The organism is Sphingomonas yantingensis, assembly GCF_014199325.1.
Lineage (GTDB): Bacteria > Pseudomonadota > Alphaproteobacteria > Sphingomonadales > Sphingomonadaceae > Sphingomonas > Sphingomonas yantingensis.
Genome location: NZ_JACIJJ010000003.1, coordinates 359,365 through 379,341, shown reverse-complemented (window position 1 = coordinate 379,341; position 19,977 = coordinate 359,365). Strand labels below are relative to the sequence as shown.

General features: G+C 68.1%; 21 protein-coding genes and 1 tRNA gene. 14 read left to right on the top strand and 8 right to left on the bottom strand.

The features are described 5' to 3' along the window. Nucleotides 1-17: 17 nt before the first annotated feature. Complete coding sequence (locus FHR19_RS11765; RefSeq protein WP_184028551.1) at nucleotides 18-335, top strand: 2Fe-2S iron-sulfur cluster-binding protein; 318 nt, start codon at nucleotides 18-20, stop codon at nucleotides 333-335. An 18-nt stretch (nucleotides 336-353) separates the two neighbouring features. Here FHR19_RS11765 and FHR19_RS11760 read toward each other — a convergent pair whose 3' ends face one another. From FHR19_RS11760 to FHR19_RS11750, 3 genes are read right to left on the bottom strand one after another with little or no spacing between them, the layout of a single operon-like run. Continuing rightward, a complete protein-coding gene (locus tag FHR19_RS11760) occupies nucleotides 354-1,034 on the bottom strand; it encodes a hypothetical protein (protein WP_184028549.1) in 681 nt (226 codons plus the stop codon). A 5-nt stretch (nucleotides 1,035-1,039) separates the two neighbouring features. Beyond that, nucleotides 1,040-1,792 (bottom strand): 23S rRNA (guanosine(2251)-2'-O)-methyltransferase RlmB, encoded by a 753-nt coding sequence (gene rlmB, locus FHR19_RS11755; RefSeq protein ID WP_184028546.1) that lies wholly within the window; start codon nucleotides 1,790-1,792, stop codon nucleotides 1,040-1,042. A gap of 7 nt (nucleotides 1,793-1,799) precedes the next feature. Next, nucleotides 1,800-3,401: a M20/M25/M40 family metallo-hydrolase gene (locus FHR19_RS11750; RefSeq protein WP_184028544.1), complete on the bottom strand. Its 1,602-nt coding sequence runs from the start codon at nucleotides 3,399-3,401 to the stop codon at nucleotides 1,800-1,802. Between the two features lie 127 nt (nucleotides 3,402-3,528). Here FHR19_RS11750 and FHR19_RS11745 point away from each other — a divergent pair. From FHR19_RS11745 to phbB, 5 genes are all read left to right on the top strand, one after another. Next, nucleotides 3,529-3,614, top strand: a tRNA-Tyr gene (locus FHR19_RS11745). A 25-nt stretch (nucleotides 3,615-3,639) separates the two neighbouring features. Next, nucleotides 3,640-4,167, top strand: a complete 528-nt coding sequence (locus FHR19_RS11740) for a GNAT family N-acetyltransferase (protein ID WP_184028541.1) — start codon at nucleotides 3,640-3,642, stop codon at nucleotides 4,165-4,167. 58 nt (nucleotides 4,168-4,225) lie between these two features. Further along, the gene (locus FHR19_RS11735; protein WP_184028539.1) at nucleotides 4,226-6,445 is read left to right on the top strand and encodes a molybdopterin cofactor-binding domain-containing protein; all 2,220 of its coding nucleotides are present in this window, start codon (nucleotides 4,226-4,228) and stop codon (nucleotides 6,443-6,445) included. Further along, nucleotides 6,445-7,452 (top strand): ferrochelatase, encoded by a 1,008-nt coding sequence (hemH, locus tag FHR19_RS11730; RefSeq protein ID WP_184028537.1) that lies wholly within the window; start codon nucleotides 6,445-6,447, stop codon nucleotides 7,450-7,452. Before FHR19_RS11735 ends, hemH begins: the two co-directional genes overlap by 1 nt. Before the next feature lie 61 nt (nucleotides 7,453-7,513). Beyond that, complete coding sequence (phbB, locus tag FHR19_RS11725) at nucleotides 7,514-8,236, top strand: acetoacetyl-CoA reductase (protein ID WP_184028535.1); 723 nt, start codon at nucleotides 7,514-7,516, stop codon at nucleotides 8,234-8,236. Nucleotides 8,237-8,470: 234 nt separating this feature from the next. On the opposite strand, the gene FHR19_RS11720 is transcribed toward phbB, so the two are convergent. Continuing rightward, the gene (locus FHR19_RS11720) at nucleotides 8,471-8,872 is read right to left on the bottom strand and encodes a glycine zipper 2TM domain-containing protein (RefSeq protein WP_184028533.1); all 402 of its coding nucleotides are present in this window, start codon (nucleotides 8,870-8,872) and stop codon (nucleotides 8,471-8,473) included. 182 nt (nucleotides 8,873-9,054) lie between these two features. On the opposite strand from FHR19_RS11720, the gene FHR19_RS11715 reads away from it, so the two are divergent. After that, complete coding sequence (locus tag FHR19_RS11715; protein WP_184028531.1) at nucleotides 9,055-10,038, top strand: esterase-like activity of phytase family protein; 984 nt, start codon at nucleotides 9,055-9,057, stop codon at nucleotides 10,036-10,038. Between the two features lie 75 nt (nucleotides 10,039-10,113). Here FHR19_RS11715 and rpmB read toward each other — a convergent pair whose 3' ends face one another. After that, on the bottom strand, nucleotides 10,114-10,407 hold the full coding sequence (gene rpmB / locus FHR19_RS11710; RefSeq protein ID WP_184028965.1) for a 50S ribosomal protein L28: 294 nt from the start codon (nucleotides 10,405-10,407) through the stop codon (nucleotides 10,114-10,116). Between the two features lie 184 nt (nucleotides 10,408-10,591). Here rpmB and FHR19_RS11705 point away from each other — a divergent pair, with 184 nt between their 5' ends. Continuing rightward, on the top strand, nucleotides 10,592-10,807 hold the full coding sequence (locus FHR19_RS11705; protein WP_184028529.1) for a hypothetical protein: 216 nt from the start codon (nucleotides 10,592-10,594) through the stop codon (nucleotides 10,805-10,807). 25 nt (nucleotides 10,808-10,832) lie between these two features. Further along, nucleotides 10,833-11,261: a nucleoside deaminase gene (locus tag FHR19_RS11700; RefSeq protein ID WP_184028962.1), complete on the top strand. Its 429-nt coding sequence runs from the start codon at nucleotides 10,833-10,835 to the stop codon at nucleotides 11,259-11,261. Between the two features lie 138 nt (nucleotides 11,262-11,399). Here the strand turns inward: FHR19_RS11700 and FHR19_RS11695 are convergent, their stop codons facing one another. Further along, on the bottom strand, nucleotides 11,400-12,080 hold the full coding sequence (locus FHR19_RS11695; protein WP_184028527.1) for a YiaD family glycine zipper/OmpA-like lipoprotein: 681 nt from the start codon (nucleotides 12,078-12,080) through the stop codon (nucleotides 11,400-11,402). A gap of 148 nt (nucleotides 12,081-12,228) precedes the next feature. Between FHR19_RS11695 and FHR19_RS11690 the strand changes: the two genes are divergently transcribed. After that, nucleotides 12,229-13,530, top strand: coding sequence for a hemolysin family protein (locus FHR19_RS11690; RefSeq protein ID WP_184028525.1), 1,302 nt, complete (start codon nucleotides 12,229-12,231; stop codon nucleotides 13,528-13,530). Nucleotides 13,531-13,577: 47 nt separating this feature from the next. Here the strand turns inward: FHR19_RS11690 and thpR are convergent, their stop codons facing one another. After that, nucleotides 13,578-14,114 carry an RNA 2',3'-cyclic phosphodiesterase gene (gene thpR, locus FHR19_RS11685; protein WP_184028959.1) on the bottom strand — a complete coding sequence of 179 codons (537 nt, stop codon included), beginning with the start codon at nucleotides 14,112-14,114 and terminating at the stop codon, nucleotides 13,578-13,580. Between the two features lie 161 nt (nucleotides 14,115-14,275). On the opposite strand from thpR, the gene FHR19_RS11680 reads away from it, so the two are divergent. After that, a complete protein-coding gene (locus FHR19_RS11680; protein WP_184028523.1) occupies nucleotides 14,276-15,007 on the top strand; it encodes a Bax inhibitor-1/YccA family protein in 732 nt (243 codons plus the stop codon). A 110-nt stretch (nucleotides 15,008-15,117) separates the two neighbouring features. Beyond that, nucleotides 15,118-15,366, top strand: coding sequence for a hypothetical protein (locus FHR19_RS11675; protein WP_184028521.1), 249 nt, complete (start codon nucleotides 15,118-15,120; stop codon nucleotides 15,364-15,366). Nucleotides 15,367-15,380: 14 nt separating this feature from the next. Here FHR19_RS11675 and FHR19_RS11670 read toward each other — a convergent pair whose 3' ends face one another. Further along, the gene (locus FHR19_RS11670) at nucleotides 15,381-17,429 is read right to left on the bottom strand and encodes an EAL domain-containing protein (RefSeq protein ID WP_343053249.1); all 2,049 of its coding nucleotides are present in this window, start codon (nucleotides 17,427-17,429) and stop codon (nucleotides 15,381-15,383) included. Between the two features lie 87 nt (nucleotides 17,430-17,516). Between FHR19_RS11670 and FHR19_RS11665 the strand changes: the two genes are divergently transcribed. After that, nucleotides 17,517-19,040, top strand: a complete 1,524-nt coding sequence (locus FHR19_RS11665; RefSeq protein ID WP_184028517.1) for a fumarate hydratase — start codon at nucleotides 17,517-17,519, stop codon at nucleotides 19,038-19,040. A 67-nt stretch (nucleotides 19,041-19,107) separates the two neighbouring features. Further along, the gene (locus tag FHR19_RS11660; RefSeq protein ID WP_184028515.1) at nucleotides 19,108-19,959 is read left to right on the top strand and encodes an SDR family oxidoreductase; all 852 of its coding nucleotides are present in this window, start codon (nucleotides 19,108-19,110) and stop codon (nucleotides 19,957-19,959) included. The last annotated feature ends 18 nt before the right edge of the window (nucleotides 19,960-19,977 follow it).

The window sequence follows — 19,977 nt, the reverse complement described above, 5'->3', positions numbered from 1 at the left end:
GTTCGCAGGAGAAGATGATGCCGCAGCTTACCGTCGTGACCCGCCAGGGTGAAGAGCGTACCGTCGAGGGTGAGGTCGGCCTGTCGGTGATGGAAGTCATCCGCGACAACGGCTTCGATGAGCTGCTGGCGCTGTGTGGCGGCTGCTGCTCGTGCGCGACGTGCCACGTCCATGTCGATCCCGCCTTTGCCGACAAGCTGCCGGCGATGAGTCAGGACGAGGATGACTTGCTCGACAGCAGCTCGACCCGCGACGCGACCTCGCGCCTGTCGTGCCAGATCCAGTTCTCCAGCGCGCTCGACGGGCTGAAGGTGCGGATCGCCGAGGAGGACTGATCCCCCGCGCGCCGTCTCTCAACCGAGCGGCGCGACCTTCAGCACGGCCATCGGCGGGTCCTTGCTGAGCGGCGTCACTTTCCAGGTGATCGTCCGCTTCGGCCCCGCCGGCTTCGCGCCGTCCTCGTTGTTCTGGCTGACGATCTCGGCATCGGTGGTGAGGGTGAAGATGCCTTCGCGCCGGTCGCCGACCTTGTCCGCGCCCGGCACCCGCGCATCGCTCGTCTTGCCGAAGGCAGGCGCCTTGATCCGCACCCCGTCGGTCCCGCGCAGCTCGACGGTCAGGAACGGAAAGACGAGCTCGGCATCGGCGTTGTAGGGCCAGATGAATGCGTGGGCCAGCCGGCCGCTGATCGCGTAGTCGATCTGAAACAGGCCATCGCCCTTATACTCGACACTGCGATAGCCCGCCTCCTTGCGCAGCGCATCGGCGAGCGCACGGAACGTGGCGTCCTTCGAGGTCGGGGCCTTGTCCGTCTGCCAGGCGACGCCCTTCGGCTTTTCGGGCGCCGTATCGGTGTCCTTCAGCCCCTTGGCGAACTCGTCCTCCAGGTCGATCGCGACGATCTCGCCGCGATAGCGATAGGTGAAGCTGCGATCGGCGGCGATGTCGAGGCTGGCGTCGAACCGCCCGGGCACGACGATGCAGCCCATCAGGAGGAGCGGCGCGAGGAGCGCCAGAAGGAGCCCCCGCGCCATCCGCGTCAGCCCCGCGCGGAGGCGACCGCGTAGAGCGCGATCGCGGCGGCGTTGGAGACGTTGAGGCTCTCGACGCGCGGGCTGATCGGCAGCTTGGCGAGGATGTCGCAATGCGCCTCCGTATTCTGGCGCATCCCTTCGCCCTCGGCGCCCAGAACGAGCGCTGCCTTGTTCGCGCCGACCAGCGCGTCGGCGAGCAACGTGTCGGTATGCCCGGTCAGGCCGACGCGCCAGAAGCCGGCCTCTGCGATCTCCTCAAGCGCGCGGGACAGATTGACGACGCGCACCCACGGCACGACCTCGAGCGCACCCGACGCCGCCTTGGCCAGCGCGCCGCTTTCCGGGGGCGCGTGGCGGTCCTGCGTGACGATCGCCAGCGCGTCGAACGCCGCGGCCGAGCGGAGCACCGCGCCGACATTGTGCGGATCGGTCACCTGATCGAGCACGACGATCGGCCGGCGATCGTCGGTGCCGCGCTCCAGCACCTCGCCGAGCCACAGGTCGTCGAGCGGATCGACCTCGATCACCAGCCCCTGATGCGGCGCGTCGCCGGGCACCAGCCGGCCGAGATCGGCGGCGTCGGCATAGGTGATCGGCAGGACCGGTGGCAGGTCGAGATGTGCCAGCGCCTCTCGCGTCCCCCAGAGCTTGCGCACCTGGCGGTCGGGATTGGCGAGGGCGGCGAGGACGGCGTGCTTGCCCCAGAAACGGGGGCGGTTGCCGGTGGCTTGGGAGGGGCGGTGTCCGCGGCGGGCCATGATGAACTTACTCGGCGTTAGGGTCGGGGGTCTGGAACGGATCGGTCGGCAGCGGCGCCTGCGGGATTGGGTTGCGCGGCAGCGGGGCGTCCGCATTCGCCGCCTTCACCAGCATCCAGGCGAGCACCATCGCGCCCTGGCGCATGTCGGTCGCCTTCAGATGGTCGAAGGTGTCGGCGCCCGAATGGTGCGTGACGCTCTCATAGTCCAGCGGATCCTGGATGAACTGGAAGGCGGGCAGGCCGACCGCGGCCATGAACTGGTGATCGGTGCCGCCGGTGCGGCCGAACACCACGCTGTCGGCGCCCATCGGCCCGAACGGCGACAGCCACTCTCGAAGGATCGGCACCGCCGCGGCGTTGTTCTCGGCATAGATGCCGCGCAGCTTGCCCGACCCGTTGTCGATGTTGAAATAGGCGGCGAGGTCGCGATAGCCGGGGAGCGGCGTCACCGGAAAACGCTGCGTCTGGCCGTAATAATTCTGGTCGCTGTTCTGCGGCGTGGCGGGCGCCGGGCGACGCGCCAGATACTTTTCGATGTACGAGATGCTGCCGTAGAGCGACTGCTCCTCGCCGGTCCACAGCGCGAAGCGGATCGTCCGCTTGGTGCGGATGCCCGAGGCGCGGATGATGCGCGCGGCTTCCATCACCATCGCCGAACCCGCGGCATTGTCGGTCGCGCCGTCGCCCGCGACCCAGCTGTCGAAATGCGCGCCGGCCATGACATAGCTGCCCGACTTGTCGGTGCCGGGGATGTCGGCGAGGATGTTGTAGGCCTGTCGATCGCTGTCGTCGAACTTAACGTCGCTGACGATCTCCAGCGTCGGCGCCTGACCCATCGCGGCCAGGCGGGTGAGGCGGCGATAATCCTCCGCCGCGATCTCGACGCCGGGTGTCTGCGCGCCGGTGCGATGCTGATAGCCCTCGCCATGCAACAGCTTATCGTCGCGATAGCTGATCCGCGCGAGCGCAACCGCGCCCTCGGCCTTGAGGAACGCGTCGAGATCCTCCTCGAACGTCATCCTGGCCATGTTGCGGGCGTTCTTCGCCGGGTCCCAGGTGGGTTCCTTGAAGGTGTCGAGCTTGGCGATGTCCTCGCCCGACAGACGCTTGAACGGTGCCTCGGTCGCGTCGTCGACCTTGCCGGGGGCGGAGACGAGGACGATCTTGCCGGCGAGCTTGCCGCGCCACGCGGCGAAATGCTCCTTCTTCGTCATCGGCGCGACGACGATCGGGGCGGTGGCGCTGACCGGCGGGGTCCAGGCGATCGGGATCGCGGTGAGTTGTACGGCGCGCGGCGTCATCATCCGCACGCTCGACCGCTCGATCGACCAGCCGCGGCCGAAGTCGAACCCGTCCTTGCGTACGTTGGTAAGGCCCATGCGCTTGAACTCGGCCACCGCCCAATCCTCCGCCTTGCGCATCGCGGGCGAGTTGGTGAGGCGGGGGCCGAGCACGTCGGTCATCTGCTGCGCCAGCACCATCACCTGGCTGCGATTCGTCCCCTCGTCGACGATGCGCGCGAATTCGGGCGCGGGCGGGGGCGTCGTCTGCGCGGCAAGCGGCGCGGAGACGAGGGCGGTCGCGGCAAGCAGGTGAATCAGGCGCATTGGTTTCCCCCCGAGGATCGGTTTGGTTTCGCGCGTTGCTATTGCGCCCGGATCATTCGCGCAACGGCGTTGACAAGCCGATCGCAGCGCGGCTAGGGGGCGCCCTCACTTCACGAAGTGACACCCCGGAAGGGTGGCCGAGTGGTTAAAGGCAGCAGACTGTAAATCTGCCCGTGCAAGCGTACGCTGGTTCGAATCCAGCCCCTTCCACCATCCGCCTGCGGCGCGGGAAATCGACATGACGGCAGACCGATTTCGAACCGCGACCCCCGCCGACATTCCCGCGCTTCATGCGCTGATCGAGAGCGCCTATCGCGGCGACTCGGCGCGCGCGGGCTGGACGCACGAGGCCGATCTGCTCGGCGGGCAGCGCACCGACGCCGACGCGCTCGCCGAGATGATTGCCGACCCGCAGCAGCGCATCCTGATCGCCGGTGACGACGCGCCCACCGGCTGCGTCGCGATCACGGCCAAGCCGCCGGCGACCGCCTATCTCGGCATGCTGACCGTGAAGCCCGACCTTCAGGGTGCGGGGCTCGGCCGCAAGCTCATTGCGGCGGCGGAGGAGGCGGCGCGGGCGATCTTTGCCGCCGACACGATGGAGATGACCGTCATCCGCCAGCGGCCCGAGCTCATCGCCTGGTACGAGCGGCGCGGTTATGCGCAGACCGGCGAGCGGCGGCCCTTCCCGCATGGCGACGCGCGATTCGGCGTGCCGACCGACCCCGCGCTCGAGTTCGTGGTGCTCGAAAAGCCGCTTCGGTAACGTCGCTGGCGCGGGCGGGCGCAACCGGGTAGGGCGACGCCATGGCGGGGGCTTCGACATGAGCGGCGTGACGCGGCGGCGGCTGCTGGCGGGCGGCGGCGTGGGCCTTGGCCTGATCGTCGCCTGGGGCCTGTGGCCGCGCCAGTTTCCGACCCCCGCGCCGGTGCGCGACGACGAACATGGCTTCGGCGCGTGGATCCGCATATCCGAGGACGGCCGCCTGATCGTCGCGGTGCCCGTCGCCGAGCATGGGCAGGGCGTCTTCACCGTATTGGCACAGGTCGTCGCCGACGAACTCGGCGCAGACTGGCGCACCGTCGGCGTCGAGCCGGCGGGGATCGGTGTCGCCAACGCTAATCCGCTCGCTGCGGCCGAAGTGTTCGGCGGGGTCGATGCCCGGCTGCCGGTCGTGCCCGCCTCACAGGCGGCGCACGGCGCGCGGCAGATGCTGACCGGCGGCGCCAGTTCGCTCCGGCAGTTCGAGGTCCCGCTGCGCGAGGCGGCGGCGGCGGCGCGCACGATGCTGGTCGAGGTGGCGGCGAGCCGGTGGGGCATCGACGCCACCCAGTGCGCGACGCGCGAGGGGTTCGTCGTGTCGGGCGATCGCAAGCTGCGCTTCGGCGAGCTGGCGGCAGACGCAGCAGGGCGGACACCGCCCAAGCGCCCCGTCCTGCGCAGCGACGAGGACAACCGCCTGTCGGGGACCAGCGTCACCCGGCTCGACACGCCCGCCAAGCTCGACGGGAGCGCCAATTTCGCCGGCGACGTGCGGTTGCCGGGGATGCTCTATGCCGCGATCCGGCAGGGGCCGTTGGGCGACACGCGCCTGATCGCCGCCGACCGTGCCGCTGCCGACGCGGTGCCGGGGGCGGTGAAGATTGTCACCACCGACCGCTGGATCGCCGCGCTCGCCACCGACAGCTTCGCCGCGCGCCGAGCGCTCGACGCGGCGCGCCCTCGGTTCGAGACGCGCGACCCAGTCAGCGACGACAGCATTGCGGCGGCGCTCGATTCCGCGCTGGCGGGTGAGGGGGCACGGGTGGCGGCGGCCGGCGATCTCGATGCCGCGTTGTCGGGGCGGCGACTGTTCCGGTCACACTATGCGGTCGCGCCGAGCATCCATGCCTCTCTAGAATTGCCGGCGGCGACCGCGCAGTTCGAGGACGGGCGGCTGCGCCTGTGGATCGGTACGCTCGCGCCCGGCGCAGTGCGTGCGGCGGCGGCGCGGACGCTCGGCATCGGCGAGGATGCGGTCAGCGTCATTCCGATGCAGCTCGGCGGCTCGTTCGGTGCGGGGCTCGACACGCTGGTGGCCGAGCAGGCCGCATGGCTTGCCGCGCAGGCGGGCAGGCCGGTGCAACTGTCGTACAGCCGGGCGGAGGATATCGCCCGCGACCGTTTCCGCGCGCCGGCAAAGGCGGCGATGACCGCGCGGATGGAGCGCGACGGGCGGGTCATGGCGTGGCACGCGCGCATCGCCGCTCCCGCGACGGGCCGCGAGCTGGCGAGCCGGGTGATGGCGGGGGAGCGCATCGCCAACCTGTCGCTGGCGCTGCCCGGTCGCGGCGGCGACGCGGCAGCGGTGGCGGGGGCGGAGCCGCCCTATGCGATCCCCAACTGGGCGGTCGATCATCATGTCGCCGAGGTCGGCACCGCGAGCGGCTATCTACACGGCGGCGCGCACGGCTACACCGCCTTCTTCGCCGAGAGTTTCATCGACGAACTCGCCCGCCGGGCCGAGTTCGACGCAAGTTATTTCCGCATCCGCATGCTGGGACAGCAGCCGCGGCTCGCCAACTGCCTCAACACCGTCGCCTCCATCGGCGGATGGCAGGGCGGGATCGCGGGGAGCGGCCAGGGGATCGCCGCACACGCGTTTCGCGGCTCGTTCATCGCCGTGCTGGCGGAGGCGAGCGTGGAGGGCGGGCGGGTGCGCTGCGCACGCCTCGTCGCCGCGGTCGATTGCGGGCGCGTGGTCCATCCCGATATCGTGTTGCAGCGGCTGGAGGGCGGGCTGGTCTTCGGATTGGCCCAGGCGCTGGGCTGCGCGACGCGGTACAAGGCAGGGGTTGCGGCGGCGCGGACGCTTACCGATTTGCGCTTGCCGATGATCGACGACCTGCCCGATATCACCGTGGAGCTGATCCGCAGCGAAGCCGAACCCGGCGGCGTGTCCGACCTGTCCGTGCCGCCCGTCGCGCCCGCCATCGCCAATGCCGTTGCGGCGGCGACGGGGCAGCGGCTGCGCCGGCTTCCTCTCGATCCGGCGAACCCCTGATGCAGCTTCCCCCCGACCATCCGCCGATCGTGCCGCCCCGCGTCGGCGTGCTGCTGACCAATCTCGGCACGCCTGACGGCTCCGACGTGGGGTCGGTGCGCCGCTATCTCGCCGAGTTTCTGTCGGATCGCCGGGTGGTCGAGATCCCGCCGATCCTGTGGCAGCCGATCCTCCGCGGCGTCGTGCTGACGACCCGGCCGAAGAAATCGGCGCACGCCTATCAACAGGTGTGGACGAAGGACGGCTCGCCGCTCGCCGCGATCACGCGCGAGCAGACCGAGGCGCTGAAGGGCGCGTTCGGGCCGGGCGTGCTGGTCGACTATGCGATGCGCTACGGCCAGCCGGCGATCGCCGACCGGCTTCAGGCGATGAAGGATGCCGGCTGCGACCGCATCCTGATCGCGCCGCTCTACCCGCAATATTGCGCCGCGACGACGGCGACCGCGAACGACAAGGCGTTCGCGCACCTCGCCAAGATGCGCTGGCAGCCGGCGATCCGCACGCTGCCGCCCTATCACGACGACGCGCACTACATCGGCGCGCTCAAAGAAAGCGTCGAGGCCGGAATTGCCGCGCTCGATTTCGAGCCGGAGGTCGTCGTCGCCAGCTTTCACGGGATGCCGCAGCGGACGCTGATGCTCGGCGACCCCTATCACTGCCAGTGCCAGAAGACCGCGCGGCTGCTGGGCGAAGCAATGGGACGCGAACTGATCGTCACGTTCCAGTCACGATTCGGCCCGGCCAAGTGGCTGGGGCCGGCGACCGACGAAGTGCTGATGGAGCTCGGCAAGAACGGTACGCGCCGGTTGGCGATCTTCGCGCCTGGCTTCTCCGCCGACTGTCTCGAAACGCTGGAGGAACTGGCGATCCGCGGCAAGGAGGAGTTCGAGGGGGCGGGCGGCACGCACTTCGCCTATCTCCCATGCCTCAATGCGTCCGAAACCGGCATACGAATGCTGCAAAGCATCATCTCGCGCGAACTTGCCGGGTGGATTTCCCAAGGCTAGGCCTCTTTCCAAATCCGTAGCGGCCGATGGTCGGCCAAGCGGAGCGTAAGGAGAGAGAGCCATGGCACGTGTCGCGATCGTCACCGGGGGTACGCGCGGGATCGGCGAGGCGATCAGCCTTGCGCTCAAGGAAGCGGGCATCACCGTCGCCGCCAACTATGCCGGCAATGACGAGCGCGCCAAGGCGTTCAGCGACCGCACCGGCATTGCCGCGTACAAGTGGGACGTCGCCGACTACGACGCGTGCCAGGAAGGCGTCGCAAAGGTCGCAGCCGAGCTCGGCCCCGTCGATATCGTCGTCAACAATGCCGGCATCACCCGCGATGGCACGCTCCTGAAAATGACCTACCAGATGTGGAAGGAGGTCATGGACACCAACCTTGGCGGTTGCTTCAACATGGCCAAGGCGGCGTTTCCGGGCATGCGCGACCGCAAATGGGGCCGGATCGTGAACATCGGCTCGATCAACGGCCAAGCGGGCCAGTACGGCCAGGTGAACTACGCCGCCGCCAAGTCGGGCATCCATGGCTTTACCAAGGCGCTGGCGCAGGAAGGTGCGCGGTTCGGCGTGACGGTCAACGCGATCGCACCGGGCTATATCGACACCGACATGGTCGCTGCGGTCCCCGCCGACGTGCTGGAAAAGATCGTCGCCAAGGTGCCCGTCGGCCGCCTGGGTCAGGCGCAGGAAATCGCGCGCGGCGTGGCGTTCCTGTGCGCCGAGGATGCCGGCTTCGTCACCGGCTCGACGCTGAGCATCAATGGCGGGCAACACATGTACTGACGGGCGAAGGCGCGGGCAGTGCCCGTGTCGGTGCGCCGCCCGAAGGGCTGGCGCATCGCCCGGCACGGCTGGCGGGCCTTGCAGGCCCGACCGACAGCGGCGGCTTCGCCGTCGCCGCTGGCTTTCAAGAACCCCAAACAGCAGAAGGCCGGCTCCCGAAGGAACCGGCCTCCCTCCCTCGATACGCTACGCGAGGGACCCTCTCAGCTACGCTACTGGAGAGAGCGTAGAGCGTTAGCGGCGGCAGTAGTTCGGACGGTCCGACCGATCGATCGCGCGGCCGGCGAGTGCGCCGACGCCGCCGCCGAGGATCGTGCCGAGCGTCCGGTCGCCGCGGCCCGCAATCTGGTTGCCGAGCAGACCGCCCGCGATCGCGCCGACGATCGTGCCGCCATCGCCGTCATTGCAACGCTCACGCGCCCGGTTGCGATAATAGCGGCGGTCATTGCCGTAGTAGCTGCGGTCGCGATAGCCGCGGTCATAGCCCCGATCGCCGTAATAGCCGCGGTCGCGATAGCGCTGACCGTAATAGTCCTGGCCGTAATAGCCCTGCGCGGCGGCCGGGGCGGTCGGGACGACGAGCGCGGTGGTGCCCATCGTCAGCGCGGCGGCTGCAAGCGTGATCTGCTTGAACATGAACTTTCTCCTCGTACCCTGTTCAATCGAAACTCGAAGCGGCGACGGGCGAATCAGTTTCCGCCACCGTTGATTGGCTTATGGGTGATTCGCATTGAGCCGACGCTGAATGCCGCTGTTAGCCGCCGTTCAGCTAATCGCATGGTTGAGCCTGATGAGCGCGCCCTCTAGGGCCGGGGACGATGCGTATCCCGCTGTCGGTCCTTCTCTGCCTGATCTTCGTTCAGGATTATTCGGGCGATGCGCGATTGCCGCTGCCGCTGGCGCCGCCGCTCGCCAATACGGTCCGAGGCGAGCGGGTCGACCTGTATCCCGGCAATCCCGCCCGCCGCCGGATCGGGGCGCTCACCTTCCTCGATGGCATCATCCTGAAGGAGACCGGGCGGGGTATCGGCGGCTACTCGGCGCTCGTGGTCGCCGGCACCCGCATCACGACGATCAGCGACGGCGGCACCGTGCTCGCCTTCGACTGGCTAGGTGGCGAGCGGTTGGCGAACGTGCGCTACGCCTCGCTGACGGACGGGCCGGGGCGGGGGTGGTCGAAGCTCGACCGCGATACCGAATCGCTGGCCCGCGATCCGGCGACGGGGACGATGTGGGTCGGCTATGAACGCGCCAACGCGATTTGGCGGTATACGCCCGACCTGTCGCACGCGACCGGCCATGTCGCGCCGTCGGCGATGTCGAGATGGGAGGATAATGGCGGTCCCGAAAGCCTCGTCAAGCTGGCCGACGGCCGCTTCCTGACGATCGCGGAGACGCCGGCGGACGCCGGCCCGGGGCTGCGGCACGGGATCGTCTTTTCTGGCGATCCGGTGGTGCGCGGCACGCGGCAGTTCGCGTTCAGCTATCGTCCGCCTGCGGGCACGCATCCCTCGGATGCGACCGAGCTACCCGACGGGCGCATCCTCGTCCTCAATCGCGGGGTCGCGCTGCCGCACGGCTTGTACAATATCCTGACGGTGATCGATCGAGATGCGATCCGCCCGGGTGCGGTGGTCTCCGGGCGGGAGGTCGCGCGGCTGGAGGCACCCGCGATCCACGACAATTTCGAGGGGATCGCGGCGACACAGGATCGCGGGCACACGATCCTGTGGCTCATCAGCGACGACAACCAGTTCTTCCTTCAGCGCACGCTGCTGCTGAAGTTCCAGCTTGACGGCTGAAGCGCGCAGATACGCGAAAAGGCGCCGGTCCGATCAGGACGGCGCCCTTTGGCATTTCCGAACCGCGAACGCGGATCAGGCGGCGGTGCCCGCCAGCTTCTTGGCGACTTCGCGCTTCAGGCGACGCGCGCGCAGCGACAGCTCGGTATCGCTGGTCTTGGTCAGCCAGTTGTCGAGCCCGCCGACATGCTCGACCGAACGCAGGCCGTGCGTCGAAACGCGCAGGCGAACGCCCTTGTCCAGCGCCTCGGAGATCAGCGTGACGTTCTGCAGGTTGGGCAGGAACGTGCGCTTGGTCTTGTTGTTGGCGTGCGACACGTTGTGTCCCACCTGCCGGCCCTTGCCGGTCAGCTCGCAAATGCGCGACATGATGACAATCCTGAGTTTCGACGGACCCGGGTACAGCCCCGGAAAGGCCGCGCCAGTAACCGCTAAGGGCGGCGGCGTCAACCGCTCGCGCGACCTTCGGCCCTCGTAAAGGCCGCGCGCAACCGCAGGCAATGCGCGGCGTTGTTGCGACGACGTTTCGATTTTTAGATAGGAAGCCTTGGCCATGCGCACCATCCTCGTCGCCCTCGGGCTCGCCGCCCTCATCCTTGCCGGTCTGATGGTGACGGGCATGGTCAGCATCGACCAGACGCGCCCCGCTGTCGTCCAGGCGCCCAAGTTCAAGGCCGATGTCGGCAAGGTCGAACTCGGCACCACCAACAAGACGGTCGAGGTGCCGACGCTCCAGGTCGAAAAGGCAGACGGTGCCAAGCAGCAGTAACGACGCCTTTCCCCTGCCGCCCGCGATGCGCGCCGCGCTCGATGCGGCGGCGGCGGCGGGGCAGGCGGGGGAGGTGCCCGTCGGCGCGGTGGTGACGCTGGGCGAGCGGATCGTCGCGACGGGTGCCAATGCGCCGCGCGGGCTTTCCGACCCGACCGCGCATGCCGAGATCGTCGCGATCCGCGCGGCGGCACTTGCGCTCGGCCGCGACCGACTTGAAGATTGCGATCTGTGGGTAACGCTGGAGCCGTGCGCGATGTGCGCGGGGGCGATCGCGCATGCGCGGATCAGGCGGCTCTATTACGGGGCAGAAGACGTGAAGGGCGGGGCGGTGGCGCACGGCCCGCGCTTCTTCGGCCAGCCGACCTGTCATCACCGGCCCGAAGTCTATGCCGGCATCGGCGAGGGAGAGGCGGCGGCGCTGCTGCGCGCCTTCTTCGTCGAGCGGCGATAGGGCAGGCAAGGTGGAGAAGTAGAGGAAGAAGCGGGATCCCGGATCAAGTCCGGGATGACGAGGTGAGAAGGCGGTCCTTTCCAATTGCAGTCACCCCGGCCTTGAGCCGGGGTCCCGCTTCTTTCCTCTACACGCCCGTCACCCCCGAACGTCGTCCTCGGTGATCGGCACCAGCTTGATCTCGACGCGGCGGTTCTGCGCGCGGCCCTCTTCGGTCTCGTTCGAGGCGATCGGCTCACTCTCGCCGAAGCCGCGGGTAGCGAGGCGGGCGGACTGGACGCCGCGGGTGGTCAGATAGCTCGCGACCGCGCCGGCGCGGCGCTCTGACAGCGTCTGGTTATAGGCGTCGGAGCCCACCGAATCGGTGTGGCCATATACGTCGACATAGGTCTGCTCGTAGCGGCGCAGCGTGTCGGCGACCTGATCCAGCGTCGAGCGGAATTCGGGCCGGACGGTGCTGCTGTCGAAGTCGAAGGTGATGCCCGACGGCATGTCGAGCACGAGTTCGTCGCCGCGGCGGACGACCTCGACTCCGGTGCCGGCGGTCCGCTCGCGCAGTTCGCGCTCCTGGCGGTCCATGTACGCACCGATGCCCGCGCCCGCGAGCGCGCCGATGCCGGCGCCGACGATCTTTTCGGTTCGGTCGCGGCGACCGCCGACGATATCGCCGAGCAGATAGCCGCCGAACGCGCCGCCCAGGCCGCCGATCGCGGCCTTCGAGATGCGCTGCTCGCCGGTGACGGGATCGGTGACGCAGGCGCTGGTGACGCCGAGCGATGCAATGACGGTGACGAGGCCGAGACGCTGACCGAGACGCATAGAGTTCCTCCTGTTTGGGTCCGGGATGGTGGCGGCAACCGCCATGCCAGCCAGTTGTTCCGGCTGCGCACTGAACCGGCGCTGACCGCGAGCAACACTTTGTTGGTTGTCAGCCCCGCCCGAACGGCTATTGGCTTGAGCAGCACCGATGGACCCGCTCCCGCCCTTTCCCTGGATCGATGTCGTCATCATCGTCGTGCTGTTCGCACTCAACGGCGTCTTTGCGATGAGCGAACTGGCGCTCGTCTCCTCCCGCCGCGCGCGGCTGGAGGCGATGGCGAAGGGGCGCAATCGCGGCGCGATCGCGGCGCTTTCCCTGTCCGAGGATCCGGGCAAGTTCCTGTCGACGGTGCAGATCGGCATCACGCTGATCGGCATCCTGACCGGCGCCTATTCCGGCGCCAGCCTGGGCGCGCCGACCGCCGCCCGGCTGCAACTGATCGGCGTGCCGGCGGACATCGCCGACACCGCGGGCTTCGCGCTGGTCATTTTCATCACCACCTTCCTGTCGCTGATCGTCGGGGAGCTGGTGCCCAAGCAGTTCGCGCTGCGCTCGCCGGAGATGATCTCGTCGTGGATCGCGATCCCGATGCGACTGCTCGCGACCGTCTGCGCGCCGTTCGTGTGGCTGCTCGATTCGACCACGGGCCTCGTTTTCAAGCTGCTGGGCCTCAGTCGGGAGGCCGAGAATCGCGTGACGGCGGAGGAACTGCACCTGATCGCAACCGAAGCGGCGAAGTCGGGCGTGATCGAGGAGCATGAGCGCTCGATCATCTCTGGTGTGGTGCGCCTTGCCGATCGCCCAGTGCGAGAGATCATGACGCCGCGCACCGAAGTCGACTGGCTCGACCTGTCGCTGCCCGAGGCGGCGGTGCGTGAGACGCTGCTCCATACCGCGCATACCCGGCTGCCGGTGGCGGAGGGGTCGATCGATGCGGTGGTTGGCGTCGTCCAGGCGCGCGATGTCGTGGCGGCACTGATCGCGGGCCAGGCCATCGACCTGCACGCGCTCGCAAAGCAGGCGCCGGTGCTGCCCGATCAGGTCGATGCGATGGACGCGCTCGCGCTCCTGCGCGGGGCGGAGGTGCCGATGGGCTTCGTCCATGACGAATACGGGCATTTCGAGGGGATCGTGACGCCCGCCAACCTGCTCGCCGCGATCGCCGGCGACGCGCGCGGGCGCGACGATCCTTCCGACGAGCGGGTGGTGACGCGCGAGGACGGCTCGCTGCTCGTCTCGGGCCAGATGCCCGCCGACGCGCTGGCCGAGTGGATCGGCATCGAACTGCCCGAGGATCGCGATTACGCGACCGTCGCGGGCCTGGCGCTTGCGGTGCTCAAGCACCTGCCGACCGAGGGCGAGCATTTCACTGAGCAGGGCTGGCGGTTCGAGATCGTCGATATGGACGGGCGCAAGATCGACAAGCTGCTCGTCGACAAGGCGGGTTAGCCGCGCTCGTACGCTGGCCTCCGCCGGGGTGCGAATGGTTGTTGGGACTATCCCGCCAGTGGATAGCGTTCGACCGCCTCATAACTCGCGCCGCCATGCCCGAGATGGCTCTCGAACAGCATGAAATGGCCAAGGGTGAACGGCTGGCTCGCCAGTCCCGCATGGTCGGCGAGCCAGCGGTCGGCAGCGCCGGCGCCGCCGCCCATCCGCGCCAGCGTCACGTGCGGCAGGTAGGCGCGCCGCTCGGGCACCAGTCCTGCGCGCACCAGCGCCTGATCGACCTTCTTGTGCAGCGCCGTCACCGCGTCGTGCGGGCGGACCCCGGCCCAGAGTGCGTTCGTCCGCCCGCGACTGTCGAAGCGGCCGACGCCGTCGATGCGCAGCTCGATCGGAGCCGCATGAATTGATGCCAGCGCGTGCGCCGCATCCTCCGCCGTGCGCCGGTCAAGCTCGCCGACGAACCGCAATGTAAGATGCAATTGCTCGTCCGACTGCCAGCGGGCGCCGGGCACGCCGCCCATCGTGTCGATCAGCAATTCGCGGATGGCGGGGGGCGGACGGAGGCCGACGAACAGGCGGTGCATGAGGTTCAACGTGCGCGTGCCGGCCCGCGTCCGCAACTGCCCCGCGAAAGAGTGTAACGAAACATGTCTGGCGCTCGGTACGGCACCGGTTTTGCTTGAAAGGGAACGGCCGCCCCACGATATTCGCTCTATCCGGCATCAGCCGGGCAAAGGAGTTCAAGATGGCAAACTGGTCGGATCCCCGGACCGCTTCGTCCGCCCCCTACGCCGCGCGCGCGGGGTCGCGCGACGCTGCGTACGACGCGGGGCTGCGGTCCTATATGCTTTCGGTCTACAACTACATGGCTTCGGGCGTGCTGCTGACGGGTATCGTCGCGCTGCTCTTCGCCAATTCGGGCATGGCGGCGGCGGTGCTCGGCACGCCGCTGCGCTGGGTCATCGCGCTCGCGCCGCTCGGCTTCGTGATGGTCATGAGCTTCGGCATGAACAAGCTCTCGACCGGCACGCTGAATGCGCTGTTCTTCGCGTTCGCGGCGGTCATGGGCCTGTCGATGTCGTCGATCTTCTTCGTCTACACCGGCGCGTCGATCGCGATCACCTTCTTCGCGACGACGGTCGCGTTCCTGTCGCTCAGCCTTTACGGCTACACGACGAAGCGCAACCTGTCGGGTCTCGGCACCTTTCTCATCATGGGGCTGGTCGGCCTGATCGTCGCGTCGCTCGCCAACCTCTGGTTCCAGTCGCCGGTGATGAGCCTGGTCATCAGCGCGATCGGCGTGCTGCTGTTCGCTGGTCTGACGGCTTACGACACGCAGCGGATCAAGAGCATGTACGACTGGGTCGCGGGCACCGACATGATGGGCAAGGTTGTCATCATGGGCGCGCTGTCGCTCTATCTCGACTTCGTCAACATGTTCCAGTTCCTGCTGTCGTTCATGGGCAGCCGCGACTGATCCGACAAACCTGACCCAAGCGAGGGGCTCGGCGGGAAACCGCCGGGCCCTTTTGCTTTTGCGGAACAGGCGGCGCGCGGCGCTCGTTCATCTCGCGAAGGAGAGTGGACATGGCCGACCCCGAACATAACGGCATCAGCGATCAAGCGATCGACAGCCTGTCGGTGGCGCCGCCCGATCCCAAGGGCGACGGCGATCAGCCCGCGGCGGGCAGCAGCGGCGATCCGAAGCAGGACGAAGCGGTCGATATCGGATCAGAGGATTCGATGGACGCGTCTGACCCGCCCTCGACCTCGGCACCGGGTGCGAACCGCGACGCCGATCAGGCGGGTGAGATCAGCCGGCAGCAGGACGCCTGAACCGGCACGGCCGGTCAGCCCGCGCGGCGTGCGCGGGCGGCCGGCTGTTGCAGGCGTTCGAGGTTGAAGGGCTGGTCGAACTGTAGGCCGGCCTGCTCGCCCTGCGCCCAGCGCAACTCGGCTGTGATGAGGTCGCCTTCGATCAGTTCGAGCTTCACCGTCGATCCGACCATCGCGGCCGGGAACTCGATCCCGTCGATCATCGCGCCGGAGGCCGAGACGTTGCGAATTCGCACCTCGCCCGACTGACCGCCCACCAGCATCCGCGCCCAGCGTAGCGTGCGAAGGCGCGGTGCGCGACTGACCCGCACGCCCGATGGCGAAGCCTTGCCCTCCGCTGCCATTTCCGCCGCCGCCTCCGCGGGCATCGGCCGGCCATAGACATAGCCCTGGATATGGCTGCACCCCAGGCCGGCTATCAGGCCGATCTCGTCCTGGATCTCGACGCCCTCGGCGGTCGTCTCCATGCCCAGCGTCGTGGCGAGCGTCACGATCGCCTGGATGATCGCGGCGTTGCGATTGCCAGTGACGGCGGCGCCGCGAACGAAGCTCTGGTCGATCTTGATCTTGTCGAACGGCGCCTTGCGCAGATAGCCGAGCGACGAATAGCCGGTTCCGAAATCGTCGAGCGCCAGCCGCACGCCCAGCCGCTTCAGCGACGAGAACATCGCGTCCGACGACGCGCTTTCGTTCAGGAACACGCCCTCGGTGATCTCAAGCTCCAGCCGGTGCGCGGGCAGGCCGCTGTTGGCGAGGGCGGAGGCGACGATCGTCGGCAACTGGCTGTTGGCGAACTGGATCGGGCTGACGTTGACCGCCACGCGCACGTCGCCCGGCCAGCCGGCGGCATCGGCGGCGGCGGTGCGTAGCACCCACTCGCCGATCGATTCGATAAGGCCGCTTTCCTCGGCGATCGGAATGAACTCGCCGGGCGAGACGGCGCCGCGGATCGGGTGTTCCCAGCGGACCAGCGCCTCAAACCCGACGACGCTGGCATCGCGCGTGGCGACGACCGGTTGATAGACGACATGGAACTCGCCGCGGGCGAGCGCGCCGCGCAGGTCGTCCTCCAGCGCCTTTCGGTGGCGCGCACCCTCTAGCATGTCCTCGTGATAGAAACGGTGCGTGCCGCGCCCGTCGGCCTTGGCGGCATAGAGGGCGAGGTCGGCGCTGCGGATCAGCGTTTCCGAATCGCTGCCGTTCTCGGGCGCGACCGCGACGCCGATCGAGCAGCCGATCGTGATGTTTGAACCGGCCAGATAATATGGCTGCGATAGCGTCGTGATGATCGTGCGCGAGAGTTCAGAGAGTGCCTCCTGGCTTGGCGCCTCGGGCAGGATGATCTGAAACTCGTCGCCGCCCAGTCGCCCGACCAGGCCATGGTCGGCGGTGCAGCGCTGAAGCCGCTGGGCGACCTGCTTGAGCAGCGCGTCGCCGACCGGATGGCCTAGCGTGTCGTTCACCGCCTTGAAGCGGTCGAGGTCGAGGAGCAGCAGCGCGACGCTGCGCCACCCGCGCCGCGAATTGACCAGCGTCTGGTCGAGCGACAGCTTCATCCGCTGCCGGTTGGCAAGGCCGGTCAGTCCGTCGAACAGCGCAAGCCGCGTGATCTCCGCCTCCGCCCGCCGCTTTTCAGTGAGGTCGCTGCCGGTGCCGGTAAAGCCCTGGAACTGGCCGAACTCGTCAAAGCGCGGGCGGCCCGACACCGTCCAGTGCCGCATCGCCTCGCCGCTGCCGGTTTCCAGCGAATAATCCGAAAACGACGTGCGCGAGGAGAAGTGAAAGGCGAGAGTGCGTTCGGTGTCGCTCGCATCACCTGACAGGCGGAACAGCTCGGTAAAGGTTGCGCCGGTGTCGGCCAGGCCGAGCAACTGGGCGACCTTCTCGGACAGATAGCTGAGCTGACCGTTGCGATCGGTTTCCCAGAACCAGCCGGCGCTATGCTGCTCCGCCTCACGCACCAGGCGCAGGGCGACCTGCCCCTGCGTCGGCACGGCGGCCGCGGGCGGTCCCTCATTCGTGCGAAGGCGATCACGAAACTTGCCGAACGATCCGATGACCACGCCACTCCCCCGTCGATCGCGGATCATGGCGCGGCAACGGTTTCGGAATCGTTGCCGCGGCCGCCTGTGCGCGGCATAGGACCGTGCATGACCGTGACCATCCGCACCGCAGACCTGATCGACAGCGTCGCCGACGCGCTTCAGTTCATCAGCTACTTCCACCCGATGGATTACATCCGCGCGCTGGGCGACGCCTACGAGGCGGAGCAAGGCCCGGCGGCAAAGGATGCGATCACGCAGATCCTGACGAACAGCCGCATGTGCGCAGAGGGGCATCGGCCGATCTGCCAGGACACGGGCATCGTCAACGTGTTCGTCGAATGGGGCATGGACTGCGTGCTCGACGACACTTCTCGCTCGCTCCAGGAAGTGGTCGATGAAGGCGTGCGTCGCGCGTACCTCCATCCGCAGAACAAGCTGCGCGCGTCGGTGCTGGCCGATCCGGCCTTCACCCGCCGAAATACGAAGGACAACACCCCCTCGGTCCTGCACGTCACGATGGTGCCCGGTTCGACCGTCTCGATCGACGTGGCGGCCAAGGGCGGCGGCAGCGAGAACAAGTCGAAGTTCAAGATGATGAACCCGTCGGACTCGATCGTCGACTGGGTGGTCGAGATGCTCCCGCAGATGGGCGCCGGCTGGTGCCCGCCCGGCATGCTCGGCATCGGCATCGGCGGCACGGCGGAGCATTGCATGCTGCTCGCCAAGCAGGCGCTGATGGAGCCGATCGACATGGCGCAGCTCAAGCAGCGCGGGCCGTCGAACGATATCGAGGCGCTGCGCATCGAGATATTCGACCGCGTTAACGCGCTCGGTATCGGTGCACAGGGGCTGGGTGGGCTTTCCACCATCCTCGACGTGAAGATCATGGACGCGCCCTGTCATGCGGCGGGCAAGCCGGTGGGTATGATCCCTAATTGCGCCGCGACGCGTCACGCGCATTTCACGCTCGACGGGTCGGGGCCGGCCTATCTGGAGGCGCCCGACCTTGATGCCTGGCCCAAGGTCGACTGGAAGCCCGATGCGGCGGCGATCCGCGTCGACCTCGACACGCTGACGCCCGCCGACGTGCAGGGGTGGAAGCAGGGCGACCGGCTGCTCCTCAACGGCAAGATGCTGACCGGCCGCGATGCCGCGCACAAGCGGATCAAGGACATGCTCGATGCGGGGCAGGAACTGCCCGTCGAGTTCAAGGGCCGCGTCATCTATTATGTCGGGCCGGTCGATCCTGTAGGCGAGGAAGTGGTCGGCCCCGCCGGTCCCACTACCGCGACGCGGATGGACAAGTTCACGCGGATGATGCTCGACCAGGGCCTGCTCGCGATGGTGGGCAAGGCCGAGCGCGGGCCGGCGGCGACCGATGCGATCCGGGAGGCCAAGTCCGCCTATCTGATGGCGGTCGGCGGCGCGGCCTACCTCGTCGCGCGGGCGATCAAAGGGTCGAAGGTCGTCGGGTTCGAGGACCTCGGCATGGAGGCGATCTACGAGTTCGAGGTGAAGGACTTCCCCGTCACCGTCGCCGTCGATGCCGAGGGCAACAACGTCCACCAGCTTGCCCCGCTGGTCTGGCGCGACAAGATCGCCAAGGAGCGACTGCTCGAAGGCGCCTGAGGCGGGAACGACCCCGCTCGCCAACGGTTCATCGCTGCAACCCCCTGAAAAACCAAGGAGTGCGGCGATGAGCGACGTGATCGAGCGGATTCACGAGGACGGCCTGCCCGGCAGCGAGGCGACCCTCGATCCCCAGCCCGAATGGCAGCCGCGCTATCCCGGCTCCGGCCGACTGGACGGCAAGGTCGCGATCGTCACCGGCGCCGACAGCGGCATCGGCCGTGCGGTCGCCGCGCTCTATGCGCGCGAGGGGGCGGACGTCGCCATCCTCTATCTCGACGAGCATGAGGACGCCGAGAAGACCGCCGAGATCGTTCGCGGCGAGGGCCGCCGCGCGCTGACGATCGCCGGCGACGTGGGCGACAAGGCGTGGTGCGAGGCTGCGGTGGCGAAGGTCGTCGCCGAGTTCGGCAAGCTCGACATCGTCGTCAACAATGCCGGCGAGCAGCACCCCGACCCCGACATCACCAACATCACCGAGGATCAGCTTCGCCGGACGTTCCAGACCAACATCTTCGGCATGTTTTTCATGGTGCAGGCCGCGATGCCGCACCTGAAATCCGGCGCGGCGATCGTCAACTGCACATCGGTGACGATGTACCAGGGCGAGAAGGAGTTGCTCGACTACAGCTCCACCAAGGGCGCGATCACCGCGTTCACGCGCAGCCTGTCGGAAAATCTGATCGGCAAGGGCATTCGCGTGAACGGCGTCGCGCCGGGCCCGATCTGGACGCCGCTCAATCCCTCGGGCGGGGCGACCGAGGAGAAGCTCAAGACCTTCGGCGAGGGGACGCCAATCGGCCGGCCCGGCCAGCCGAACGAGGTGGCGCCGTCGTTCCTGTTCCTCGCCTGCGAGGATTCGAGCTACATGTCGGGTCAGGTGCTCCACCCGAACGGCGGCACGATCGTGAATGGATGACGCTTTGGGCTGACGGGC